Genomic DNA, 11,489 nt, shown 5'->3' with positions numbered 1-11,489 from the left:
GCGGGGCCGCCGGCGGTTGTCGCCAACTTCGCACTACTCACCGACATGTCAATACCTATTGACAGCGATGTTGGTTGATCGCCGCCTGAGAACGGAGCAGCGTGAAGGCGGACCGAGTGGCGAATTCGGGCGATGCCTATGACGGCAGCTTTCTGAGGGGCTGCATCTTCACCGACCACGCCGCCGGTCGGGCCATAGCGTGACCTGTCGCCCTAAGGCGATCGGGTCCAGGTCTGGGTGCGGCACATGAGGGGCGCGATGCAGCCGCGCACCGAAAGCCGTCCGCCCTCGACCAACGTCAGACTGCCCCGACCGGCGCGCTGTCCGCTGGCCGGATCATAGAGCGAGCCGCCGCTCCAAGTCGTGGGACCGCCCGTAAAATCGTCCAGAACCCGCAAGCCGCGCAGGGGACGGGATCGCAGGGCCGGATCGGGATTGCGGACATCCGTCTGATCCGGATTGCGCCGCAGGCGCGCCGCATCGACGACGCGACCGCAAAGCGCCGCGCCGCACCTGTGGATTTCGACCACGCCGCCTTGGACGGCGGTGCGCCACCGACCCAGGAGCGGGCTCTCCTGCGCCGCTGCCGGGTCGACCGCCGCCAGACCAAGGATCACGGCGCCCGCAACGCGGAGCATTAGGGCGCGACCAGAAGGGTGTTGCGAACCTCGACGGGAATCTGATCGTAAAGCGTGGTTTCGCCCAGACCCAGGCGGGCGCGGGCCTGATCCAGCGGTTCGGCCATCAGCGCCTCGTAATCCAGTCCTGGCAACCAGGCCGCTCGCCGTCCCCGGCGCCAGGCCTGAAGAATGGCGCGGGCGCAGGGATAACCCGTGCGCGCCCGGGCCGCTTCGACGGCGACGCCCGCCGCGATCAGCCCAAATCCGGTGCTGCGCGTCTGCGGCAGGGAGAAGGCGACCACGCAGGCCTCGCCCAAGGCGTCGGTGCGATAGCCGGTCAGGATGTGCCATAGATCATGAACGTCGCGCAGGCGGCGCGCATACCAGGCATAGGGATGGGCGGCTTCGATGTCCGTATCGGCGACTTTTCGGCTCTCCCCGGCCAAGCCGTAGGCCGACAGATTGCGTTCGTCGATGAAGTCCAGATAGGCGCGGCCCACCGAACCGGGGGGCAGGGATTCCAGCCAGGCGCGGTCTTGCAGACGATCCGCCAGTTCAACCATGAGGAAGGCTTGGCGAGAGCCTTCGGCCTCTTCCAGCATCCTGTGATAGCCGCGCCGGACGGACCCCCCAGCCAGGGCGTTCATGATCTCGAACACCTGAGCGGTGTCTTCCTTGTCGGCGATCAGGCGACGCAGCGCGCGCAAGGCGCGGAACGGCTGGACGCGCCGGGGTTTGAGCCGACCGGCCGTTCGCGTCGGCGCAGGCGCGGCTACAGGCGCCATCGCATCGTCGATCAATAGTTCCGCCGTCACTTGCTCTCTCCCTGTCGGTGCGCTTAACCAATCTTCTATCTACATGACTGTAATTAACAACGATGTCAATAGAGCGTGTCCGTCGTCGCCGACGCACTCCAGATGAGGCCCGGCTGGAAGCGCTGGCGTCCGCCCGTGCAAGGCTGCTGGGAGGGGGGCCGGATTCCGTCACCCTCAAGGCTGTGGCCGATGATCTGGGCGTGACGCACGCCAATCTGATCCACCATTTCGGATCGGCCGAGGGTCTTCAGTCGGCGCTCATGGGGTCGATGGTGGCGGACCTGTCCAATGCGCTGGACACGGCGATCGCGCGCCTGCGGACAGACGAAGGCGCGCCGCTCGAACTCATCAACGCCGTTTTTGACGCCTTCGCGGAAGGCGGGGCGGGAAAGCTGGCCGCCTGGATTGTTCTCAAAGGCGATCTCACCCATCTCGAACCAGTCAGGGCCGCCGTAAACAACCTTGTTCACGCCATCGAGGACAAACTGGGCGACCCGTCCAATCCCTCCCGCAATCAGCTCTCGTCCGCCGTTCTGTTCATCGCCCTGAGCGCATTCGGCGACGCCCTGATCGGCGCGCCCCTCCGAGACATGCTCGATCAGGAGGACGATGCCAGCCGAAAGGTCGTCGCGGGCCTGCTGCCCTATTTTCTGCTGAAGGCGGAACGGTGAATCCCTGAGCATGACGCTCTTCGTGCCTAAGCCACCGATGTCAGGTGTGAAGACTGTGGGTCGCTTCGGCAGGTAGGAATTTTTTCCACCTGCATGTCGCCCTTTGGCGCGATCAAGTCGAACCCGACGCAATGCCCGCTCTGTCAGCCCGACGTCGTCGGTCGCGGGGAACCGTTTTCGACAGACGCTCTGAAGCCGCCTTTGCGTCGCAGGGCGAGCGGCGTGGTCTGATAGCGCGCTTTGAACGCGGTCGACAGATTGCATTGATAGCGAAAGCCCACCTTGTTGGCGATGTCCGACAAAGGCGCGTCGGTCGTTGTGACGAGGTGGTGGGCCAGGTTGATCCTCTGTTCCTGGACATATTCCGCAACGCTGACGCCGAAGAGGGTCTTGAAGCCGTAGAAGAGTTTGTTTCGGTTGACGCCGACACGCTGGCTTAGAGCCTTGACCGTGGGAGGTGCGGCCATCTGTCGGTCCAGAATGTCGCGAGCGACATGCAAAGCCTCGACGTCGCGCTCGCTGAGCCGAACCTGCAAGCTGTTCAGATCATGGTCGTGCAGAAGGTGGTCGAGCGCCAGGATCATCAGTTCGTCGGCCTTGCGGGCGAGATAGGACCGGGCCAGTCCGCCCCGAGGCCGCAGTCCGCCGATGACGTGAGAGGTCAGCGTCTTCAAGGGCGGGCTGAGCGGAAAGGGGCGGTAGATGACGTCGTCGTCCGCGGTCTGGGCGCCGTTGAGACGGAAAGGCAGATCGTCGGGCGTTACCCCGCAAAGCTGGGCCAGGCGTTCGGGTTTGCAGCATATCGTCACCCATTGCAGGCGCGCGTCGGCGGGCACGACCTCGACGACGTTCTGCGCTTGGGGCATGCGGATTAGGCGCCATGACGGCTCAAGCTCATGGACGGTGAGCGCGCCGCCGAACGTCATATCGATCGTCAGGTCCAGGCTGAAGTTCAGCCGCACCCAATCGCCGTCGTGAACCTCGAAGGCGCGGCGCCGACGGAACGCGCAGTTGAAGATCATGATCCTAAGATCGTCGCCACAGTAGTATTCGATGAAGCCGGTTCCGTCCTGGGCGTCCAGCAGGATACGAGACAGGGTGGCGGCCTCGTCGCCATCTGTCGTCAAGACGCCGAGGCCGGAAAACGCTTCCGACAGATCTTGGGATCCGCCCCAATGGAACTGGTGCGTCATGGCCGCCCTCCATCCACGGCGACAAGAGGATCATGGCCCTTCCGTCAAGACAACGAAAAACGACAAAGACTGCGCATTCCAAAAAACTCAGTGCGCCGGGCAAAAGACACGCGCCCGTCATCCGCATCATCGTTCGGCCTTCGGAACGGGGGTTCGACTATGAAGCGGCATCTTAGTTATTCGGAAGACTGTCGTCGGCTGCTGATGGGCGGGGTCGCGGCGAGTGTTCTGGTGGCAAGCGTTCTGGCGGCGGGAGGACAGGCTGTCGCCCAGGAGGCGACGGCGTCGCCGCCTGTCGTCGGTCATGTCGAGGACATCGTCGTCACCGCGCGCAAGGTGGCGGAACGGGCGCAGGACGTTCCCGCCTCCATCAGCGTCACGACGGGCGAGCAGTTGCAGGCGGCGGGCGTCAACGACATCCAGGGCCTGACCCAACGTTTGCCGAACGTGGCCATGAGCGGCGGGATCGCGGGAACCTTGCAGGGGCAGGTCGGAATTCGGGGCATTTCGACCCTGGTGCGTAATATCGGAGTCGAATCCGGCGTCGGCTTCTATGTGGACGGCGTCTATCTGGGGCGGCCCGAGGCCTATAATCAGGAACTGATCGACATCGACCGGATCGAGGTCTTGCGTGGGCCGCAGGGGACGTTGTTCGGCAAGAACACCATCGCCGGCGTCTTCAACATCGCCACGAAATCACCGGGAGACGTCCTGCAGGGCGAGGGACGGGTCGAGGTCGGGAACTACGATCTCTATCGGTTGCAAGCCTATGTGATGGGGCCCCTGTCGGATCAGTTCGGGTTCAAGCTGGCGGCGGGTTACGTCAAACGCGACGGGGTCTATGAAAATCTGTCGGGCGGGCAGAACGGGGACGCCATCGACACCGCCTCCTATCGCGCGTCGCTCTATTATACGCCGCGAGACACGACCAAGATCGTACTGTCGTTCGACGGGCTGAATGATCGGGGACATCCGGCCTTCTTCCAGGTGGTCGATCTCGCCGGCTACACCAGCGCCGATGTCGTGACCCAGAAGACGACGCCGCATAGGATCGACAACAACCGTCCAGACAGCTTGACGCGGGACAACTATGGCCTCTCGCTGACGGCGGAGCAGGATGTGGCGCTGGGAGCCCTGACGTCGATCACGGCCTGGCGGCGAAGCCGATACGACGCTTCTCTGGACGACGATCAAAACCAGGTCGACTATTTGTCTTCGGACCTGTGGAGCGACACGACGGAGATTTTCTCCCAGGAACTGCGCCTTGCCGGCCGATTGGGCCCGAAGAGTCGCTACACGGTCGGCGCCTACGCCTACAATCAGAAGGTGGATACGGATCGCATACTGACCTTGGGGGCGGGGTTCGGCATTCCCGGGAACCCCGGCCTCACCACCATCGGCTCGGTCAAGTCCGAAGGCTACGCATTGTTCGGCGACATCGACCACGACTTCAGCGACCGCCTGAGCGGTTCGCTCGGCCTGCGGTATTCCAAGGAGGACAAGACGGTCCAGTTCGGACAGAACGATCAGGCTGGCGTCTTCAGCCTGCTGGGTCTGCCGACGCTGAACTATGCTGCTGATGCGTCCGACGGCGATCTGTCGCCGACGGTCTCTCTCTCGTACAAGGCGACGCCTTCCATCCTGCTTTACGGACGGATCGCCAAGGGCTTCAAGAGCGCGGCCTTCAACGTCGATCTGGTCAGTTCCGTCAATGGACTGTCGGCGGGGCCGGAGAGCGCCACTAGCGGCGAAGCGGGGGTGAAGAGCGACCTGTTCGACCGGCGTTTGCGCGTGAACGCCGCCGTCTTCACCACACGCTACGACGACCTTCAGGTGTCGCAACTGCTGGGCTCGGGGGTCACGCTCAGCAACGCGGGCAAGGCGACCATCAACGGGGCGGAGCTGGAGTTGACGGCCTTCGTTGCGCAAGGATTGCGATTGGATTTTTCCGGCGGATACACGGACGCGACCTACGATCGTTTCGAGAACTGCAGCGTGCCGACGTCGCTGGGCGGCGGTTCGGCGGACTGTTCGGGCAAGCGCGTGATCGGAGCGCCCAGGTTCACGGTTCACGCCTCGGCCGAACAGGTCTGGCCGGTCTCTCTGGGTGAACTGGTGGCGCGCATCGATTTCAGCGGTCAATCGGAGGTCTATTACGAGGCGACCAATTCGGATCGTTTCAAGGGGGACGCGCGCAGCGTGGTGGACTTTCGTTTCGGTCTGAGAACCAGCCGCTGGGACGCCTTCGCCTGGGTCAAGAACGTCGGAGACGAGGCCTATGAGACCTATATGGACGATCGTTCCGCCATCGGCGTCTTGAAGACCACGGCCTATGGCGAACCCCGCACCTTCGGCCTGACCCTGACGGCGCGATTCTGAGGGCATGACGATGAGTTCTGCGCTTCCCGCCGGCGTCGAAGCGCGCGACGTGGAAACGGCGGCGGGCCGCATCGCGGTCTGGAATCGTCCGGGGGAAGGCGCGCCCCTTGTCCTGGTCCACGGAAACAGCGCCTCGAAGGCGGCCTTCGCCGACCTTATGGTCGAACCCGCTCTGGACGGTCGACGGTTGGTCGCCCTGGATTTACCCGGTTGCGGAGAGTCCGAGGACGCGCGCGACCCGCAAACCTTCTACACCATCCCCGCGATGGCTCGGATCGTCGCCGAGACGGTCGAGCGGCTGGCGCTCCCGGCGCCGGTGGTGCTGGGCTGGTCGTTGGGGGGACACATCGCCATCGAGGCCATCGGTCAGGGCATGGCCATGTCCGGCCTGGTCCTGACGGGCACGCCGCCGTGCGGACCGGGCCATGACGAACTGCCGGGGTCTTTCCGTGACACCGAGGTCATGGCTGTCGCCTTTATGGAAGAGCCGCCGGAGGCGATGCTGCAGTCCTATGTCGAGGCGCTCTACGGCGGTCGACGGGCCAAGCCGGAGGCGTTTCTGGTCGATGCGCGAAGGACCGACGGACGATTGCGGGCGACCTTTTCCGCCAATTGGCTCAAGGGGCAAGACGGCTTTCATCAGCGTTCGGTGGTCGCCGGATGGGATGGCCCGATCGCCGTTCTTCAAGGCGAGGAAGATCCCTTCCTGCATGTCGAGGTTCTTCAGAGCCTGGCGTGGGGACGGCTGTGGCGAGACGCGGTCCAGCTTCTGCCGGCGGGTCACGCGCCCTTCTTCGAACACCCCGCCCTGTTCGCGGCCGAACTCGCGTGTTTTCTGCGCGACATCGAAGGTTGAGGCGCCATGTCTGAAACGCGGGACTGGTTCGCTCGGCATGGCGGCGAGATCGTCGAGTGGCGGCGGGATATCCACGCCCATCCTGAACTGGCGTTTCAGGAACGCAGAACCGCCGGTTTCGTCGCCGAACGCCTGCGGACCTGGGGGCTGGAGGTTCACGAAGGGATCGCCGAAACCGGTGTGATCGGCGTGCTGCGCGGCGCGGAAGGGACGCAGGCCCCCGCCATCGGTCTTCGTGCGGACATGGACGCCCTGCCGATCGAAGAAGCGACGGAGATCGCCTATCGGTCGAAACATTCCGGCGTCATGCACGCCTGCGGTCACGACGGCCACACGGCGCTTTTGCTGGGCGCGGCTCGTCGCATCGTCGATCTGACGAGAACGCGCGGCCCGTTCCCCGGAGACATCGTCTTCATCTTCCAGCCTGCGGAAGAGAACGAGGGCGGCGGCCGACGCATGGTGGAGCAGGGCCTTTTCGACCGCTTTCCCGTCCGCCAGGTCTTCGCCCTTCACAATATGCCCGATCTGGAGATCGGTCGTTTCATCACGCGCGCCGGGGCCATGCTGGCGGGATTTGACACCTTCGACGTCCGCGTCGAGGCCGAAGGCGGCCATGCGGCGTTTCCCGCGGTCGGCGGGGACGCTGTTGTCGCGGCCGCCGCCCTGGTCATGGGGTTTCAGACCATCGTGCCGCGTCAGACGCCCGCCAGCGCCGCCGCTCTCCTGGCGGTAACGATGATCGCAGGCGGATCGGCGCATAACGTCCTGCCCGATGTGGTGACGCTGGGCGGCTCCCTGCGCTGGTTCGAGCGCCCGGTGATCGAAGAGATTCGGTGTCGGATGCAGGCGCATTGCAGAGGGGTGGAGACCGCCTACGGCGTAAAGGTCATCCTGGATTACCAGGAACGCTATCCCGCGCTGGTGAACGATGTCGCCTCAACCGATCTGGCGGCGCGGGCCGCGCGTCGCGCCGTGGGCGAAGACCGTGTTGCGACGGATATAGCGCCCATCATGGGGTCGGAAGACTTCGCCTTCATGCTGGAACGGACGCCGGGCGCCTATCTGGGCTTTGGGAATGGGCCGGGGACGGGCGGATGTCTGCTGCACAATCCCCGCTACGACTTCAACGACGCCGCCCTTGAAACGGGCGTCGCCTTCTGGACCGCTCTGGTCGAGACCTTCTTCGAGGACATGCAGACGGCGTGAGCGCGCTGGACGCCATCGGCCGTCGTCTTGTCGCCGAACTGACCAAGGACGCCCGGCTGCCGGTTCAGACCCTGGCCCATCGCGTCGGTCTGTCTCGCAACGCGAAGACTGCGGCGGCCAAGCCCTGCGAGTGGGCGCCGCTCAGCGCCATCTCCCTGGTTCGTGCTCCCTGGTTCGTGCGAAGGCGTCCGCTTCGCCTTGCAGGCAATGACCCCGACCAACGTCTTTGCGATCGCGCGCGATCACGACTTCTAGTCGTGTTCTCGGTGGACGGGAACGACCGGAAGAGGGCCCTGAGCGGATCGCTCATTCCGCTGTCTGGCGCGCCTCGGTGATGTGGGTGACGCCGTTGGCCGCCAGGCTGTCGCGGCTCCAGGTCGGGGGGACAGCGTGAACCAGGATGTTGGAGCGGCGCTTGCGGACGCGGGCGGCGGCGGCCTCGGCCTGGCGCTGGGTGAAACCGTCGGCGTCGAGGGCCACGCCCCCCGCCCCGTGATCGGCCCACAGTATTTCAGAGGACTGGGGGTCGTGGATCGACACCATCCGCACCCGGCCGAAGGGGCGACACATCGAAAGGGTGTCGCTGATGCGGCTGTCGGGCGCGCCGAGCCTCAGGCCATCGATCTCAAGTACGACGGCTTTGCCCATGACCTCGATGAAGGGCGCGCAGCGGTCCAGGAGGCGCAGACGCGACCCCCGCGCCGACATCGTGGTGAAGGTGAAGGGGCAGAAGATGGCGAAGGCGGCGCCGTTCCGCCGATAGTCCTGCATGATCGGTTCGAGAAAGTCGGCGACGCCAAGATCGATGGCCGACAGGTCCCGATCGGTAAAGGTCTCCAGGCCGCGTGGCAGGCCGCGCCGCACCGCGTAGGCGCCGACGAGGCCGAGATCCAGACGCCAGACAGGACTGACCCAAAGGTCGATGTCGGCCGGGCCGTCCCGTTCGGTCACGAAGGTCGTGCGGGTCCGACGCGACTCCAGGGGCGGAATCCAGTTGGTAGGCCAGGCGGCTGCGGCCCTTTCGTTCGTGGCGGCTGGCGGGGGCGGGGGCGGCGGCGGCGCGGCCGGATCGATCTGTTCAGCGACCACGGCCTGGGCCGTCAGGGACGAAACGCGCGCCATGGACAGGTCGCTGTCCTGATTGCGGCCCAGGAAGAAGGCCAGGACCTGACGGAAGACCTCCGCGCATTTGACCTGGCCGGCGTAGGCGTCGGCCGAGGCGATCGCCGCGATGATGGTCGTCTCGTTGAGGCGAAGGAACTGGTCGGGCGGAGGCAGGGCGCGGGCGAGGTCGCGTTCGAACGTTTGCCAGACGATCTCTTCACGGTTGGGCCAGCGGTCGCCCAGCTCCTTGCGGATGGCGTCGAACGACAGAAGGAAAACGCGGCCCTGACGCACCAGGCCGGCCTGGGCGATCCGTTCCAACTGTTCCGTGCGGCCCGCTCCGAGGTGGCCCAGCGGCAGATGACCCAGGTCGATATTCGGCAAGGACGGCCTTCAAACACGGCGTTCACGGTCGCCAAGAGTGGAAGACGGCGGGGCCGGGTGCAAGGGCGTTCGTTTCAGCCAGAGCTTCAACGCCTCCCAATGAATGGCGCCGACAACCTTGAGTGTCAGGGCCGGCATCGATAGCGCGGCTTCCAGCAGGGCGGCGTCCGTCAAAGGCCGGCGACGCCCCTTCATCGCGGCGACGATCAGCAGGCCCTCGCTGTCGAAACCATCGATGGCGAGGTCCAACCGCTCCGACGGCGCATGGCCGCGAAAGGCATAGCGCATGTCCATCCCCATGAAGGGGGAGACGTGGAGCGCCTTGGCCGCACCCTGACGAAAGCGGCCGCCACGGGCGTCTTCATCGGCGACCGGCAGAACATAGGCGTGACGCTGGCCGAAGGTGCTGGTCACTTCATAGATCACCGCCGCCAGACGACCATCCGGAGCATGGCAGTAATACAGGCTGATGGGGTTGAAGACGTAGCCGAGGATGCGCGGCATGGTCAGGAGTCGTATGGCGCCGTCGCCGATGTCGACGCCTGCGCAGTCCAGATGAGCCAGGATTTGATCCCGCAGCGGGATTTCGGAGCCGTCGCCGTGGTCGCGGTCGTGGAAGCCCAGCAGGTTGAAACGGTTGCGCGAGAACAGCCGCAGGCGGCGATCGATGGCCTCCAGTTCGCCCAGGTCCAATAGCAGCCAGAACACCCGATACCGCAGCCGATGCTCGCGCGGACGCAGCCGCCGATGCATCACCTCGCCGCGATAGAGGGCCGAGATCACGCCGCGCGGGCCAGGTCGACAGCGGTGGGCGCGATATGGATGCGTCCGCTTTCGTCGGCGACGGTCCATGGACGACGCACGCCGCCCAGTTGTTCCGCGACCGCGAGGCCGGATTGGAGGCCGTCCTCGTGAAAACCCGCGCCGAAGTGGGCGCCGCAGTACCATACGCCGCCCTGGCCCTGGAGGCTCCACAACATTTTCTGCGCCTGGACGGCGGCCGGGTCGAAGATGGGGTGTTCGTAGATTTCAGTGCGCAACAGCATCTCGGGTCGGGGCGGGCGCGGCGGATTCAGGGTGACGAACAGGTCGGGTCCAGTCAGGCCCTGAAGCCGGTTCATCCAATAGCTGACGCACAGGCCGCCCTCGACCCCGATATAGTTCCAGGCCGCCCAGGCGCGGCGCCGACGCGGCATAAGGCCGGCGTCCGAATGTAGAACGGTGAGATTGCGGCTGTAACGGAAGGCGCCCAGCAAGAGACGTTCGGCCGGCGTCGGTTCGGCCAGCATGGCCAGGGCCTGATCGGCATGGGCGCCGATGACGACGTGGTCGAAACGCTCGATTCCGCCGTGGGAATCCAGAACTTCGACCCCGTCGTCCAGTCGCCGGACCCGCGCCGCGCCGCGTGACAGGCGAATCCCGTCGCCCAGATCCTGGACCAGCCGGGCCACATAGGTCCGGCTGCCGCCCTGGACCGTGCGCCAGACGGGACGGCCTGTCAGATTCAGCAGACCGTGATTGCCGCAGAAACGGATGAAGCTCTCGGCCGGATAGTCCAGCAAGGTGTGGGCGGGCGAGGACCAGATGGCGGCGGCCATCGGCAGCAGATGATCGTCGCGGAACGCCTCGCTGAAGCCCTCGCGCTTCAGATAGTCGCCCAAGGTCAGGTTGGGATCGCTCAGAGACGACAACTGCGCCGGGGCCATGCGGTAGAAGCGCAGAATCTCGCGCAACATGTTCCAGAAGCGCGGGCGGAAGGCGTTGCGGCGCTGGGCGAACAGGGCGGGGGCGGCGTATTCGAAACGCCCTTCGTCCAGGGAGACGGCGAAGGACATGTCCGTGGCCCGGCTCTGGACGCCAAGATGGTCGAACAGGGCCACGAGATTGGGATAGGTGGCGTCGTTGAAGACGATGAAGCCCGTATCGACCGGCGTTGCGGCGGCTGCGGTCTGGACCTCGACCGTATTGGTGTGGCCCCCCAGACGGTCGGCCTGTTCATAGACCGTCACCTCATGGCGCCGGGACAACAGCCAGGCGCACGACAGCGCCGATATGCCAGAGCCGACGACGGCGATCCGCAGCGGGCGGCCGTCTTCGCCTGCGCGCGCGGTCGAGGGGCGCGCGGTCGATTGGCCTGTCATCGGCATGGAAACTCCCGTCATGTTTTCCGTTTCGATACGTCGCGCGCCGACGCTCGGATGCCGCAATCCGGATTCGGCCAAGTCGCGTATAAAAGCCATGCATGAAACGGTCTTCGCATC

11 protein-coding genes and 1 pseudogene are annotated in these 11,489 nt (G+C 65.3%); 6 read left to right on the top strand and 6 right to left on the bottom strand.

Annotation, left to right across the window (positions count from 1 at the left end; all coding sequences use genetic code 11):
* Window positions 1-212: 212 nt before the first annotated feature.
* Window positions 213-617, bottom strand: coding sequence for a DUF2147 domain-containing protein (locus tag QE389_RS08610; protein WP_307366360.1), 405 nt, complete (start codon window positions 615-617; stop codon window positions 213-215).
* A 20-nt stretch (window positions 618-637) separates the two neighbouring features.
* A complete protein-coding gene (locus QE389_RS08605; RefSeq protein WP_307366359.1) occupies window positions 638-1,405 on the bottom strand; it encodes a Coq4 family protein in 768 nt (255 codons plus the stop codon).
* A 92-nt stretch (window positions 1,406-1,497) separates the two neighbouring features.
* Between QE389_RS08605 and QE389_RS08600 the strand changes: the two are divergent.
* Both QE389_RS08600 and QE389_RS08595 read left to right on the top strand, forming a co-directional pair.
* Window positions 1,498-1,671: pseudogene (locus QE389_RS08600) on the top strand (TetR family transcriptional regulator); the annotation flags it as partial.
* Between the two features lie 36 nt (window positions 1,672-1,707).
* Window positions 1,708-2,106 carry a hypothetical protein gene (locus tag QE389_RS08595; protein ID WP_307369124.1) on the top strand — a complete coding sequence of 133 codons (399 nt, stop codon included), beginning with the start codon at window positions 1,708-1,710 and terminating at the stop codon, window positions 2,104-2,106.
* Between the two features lie 143 nt (window positions 2,107-2,249).
* On the opposite strand, the gene QE389_RS08590 is transcribed toward QE389_RS08595, so the two are convergent.
* Window positions 2,250-3,299 carry an AraC family transcriptional regulator gene (locus tag QE389_RS08590; RefSeq protein ID WP_307366357.1) on the bottom strand — a complete coding sequence of 350 codons (1,050 nt, stop codon included), beginning with the start codon at window positions 3,297-3,299 and terminating at the stop codon, window positions 2,250-2,252.
* A gap of 159 nt (window positions 3,300-3,458) precedes the next feature.
* On the opposite strand from QE389_RS08590, the gene QE389_RS08585 reads away from it, so the two are divergent.
* The 4 genes from QE389_RS08585 to QE389_RS14690 are packed head-to-tail and all read left to right on the top strand — an operon-like array spanning window position 3,459 to window position 8,075.
* Complete coding sequence (locus tag QE389_RS08585; protein WP_307366355.1) at window positions 3,459-5,678, top strand: TonB-dependent receptor; 2,220 nt, start codon at window positions 3,459-3,461, stop codon at window positions 5,676-5,678.
* Window positions 5,679-5,688: 10 nt separating this feature from the next.
* Window positions 5,689-6,534, top strand: coding sequence for an alpha/beta fold hydrolase (locus tag QE389_RS08580; RefSeq protein ID WP_307366353.1), 846 nt, complete (start codon window positions 5,689-5,691; stop codon window positions 6,532-6,534).
* A 6-nt stretch (window positions 6,535-6,540) separates the two neighbouring features.
* Window positions 6,541-7,740, top strand: coding sequence for an amidohydrolase (locus tag QE389_RS08575; RefSeq protein WP_307366351.1), 1,200 nt, complete (start codon window positions 6,541-6,543; stop codon window positions 7,738-7,740).
* Window positions 7,737-8,075, top strand: coding sequence for an AsnC family transcriptional regulator (locus tag QE389_RS14690; RefSeq protein ID WP_373458303.1), 339 nt, complete (start codon window positions 7,737-7,739; stop codon window positions 8,073-8,075). The genes QE389_RS08575 and QE389_RS14690 overlap by 4 nt, the downstream gene beginning before the upstream one ends.
* Here QE389_RS14690 and QE389_RS08570 read toward each other — a convergent pair.
* Genes QE389_RS08570 through QE389_RS08560 form a run of 3 tightly spaced genes read right to left on the bottom strand, consistent with a single transcriptional unit; the run spans window position 8,047 to window position 11,369 of the window.
* Window positions 8,047-9,228, bottom strand: a complete 1,182-nt coding sequence (locus tag QE389_RS08570) for a hypothetical protein (protein WP_307366349.1) — start codon at window positions 9,226-9,228, stop codon at window positions 8,047-8,049. The two genes, QE389_RS14690 and QE389_RS08570, sit on opposite strands and share 29 nt — an antisense overlap.
* Window positions 9,229-9,237: 9 nt before the next feature.
* Window positions 9,238-10,011: a DUF1365 domain-containing protein gene (locus QE389_RS08565; protein ID WP_307366347.1), complete on the bottom strand. Its 774-nt coding sequence runs from the start codon at window positions 10,009-10,011 to the stop codon at window positions 9,238-9,240.
* Window positions 10,008-11,369, bottom strand: coding sequence for an NAD(P)/FAD-dependent oxidoreductase (locus QE389_RS08560; protein ID WP_307368990.1), 1,362 nt, complete (start codon window positions 11,367-11,369; stop codon window positions 10,008-10,010). The genes QE389_RS08565 and QE389_RS08560 overlap by 4 nt, the downstream gene beginning before the upstream one ends.
* Window positions 11,370-11,489: the final 120 nt, after the last annotated feature.

The sequence above is a fragment of the Brevundimonas sp. SORGH_AS_0993 genome, from assembly GCF_030818545.1.
Classification (GTDB): domain Bacteria; phylum Pseudomonadota; class Alphaproteobacteria; order Caulobacterales; family Caulobacteraceae; genus Brevundimonas.
Note: the sequence above shows the minus strand (reverse complement) of the source record. Positions and strands in the feature narration are given on the sequence as shown.

Coding starts and splice junctions, on each gene's coding strand:
- QE389_RS08590 (WP_307366357.1), bottom strand. CDS start 3,299: ATGACGCACCAGTTCCATTGGGGCGGATCCCAAGATCTGTCGGAAGCG.
- QE389_RS08575 (WP_307366351.1), top strand. CDS start 6,541: ATGTCTGAAACGCGGGACTGGTTCGCTCGGCATGGCGGCGAGATCGTC.
- QE389_RS08580 (WP_307366353.1), top strand. CDS start 5,689: ATGAGTTCTGCGCTTCCCGCCGGCGTCGAAGCGCGCGACGTGGAAACG.
- QE389_RS08560 (WP_307368990.1), bottom strand. CDS start 11,369: ATGACAGGCCAATCGACCGCGCGCCCCTCGACCGCGCGCGCAGGCGAA.
- QE389_RS08585 (WP_307366355.1), top strand. CDS start 3,459: ATGAAGCGGCATCTTAGTTATTCGGAAGACTGTCGTCGGCTGCTGATG.
- QE389_RS08605 (WP_307366359.1), bottom strand. CDS start 1,405: ATGGCGCCTGTAGCCGCGCCTGCGCCGACGCGAACGGCCGGTCGGCTC.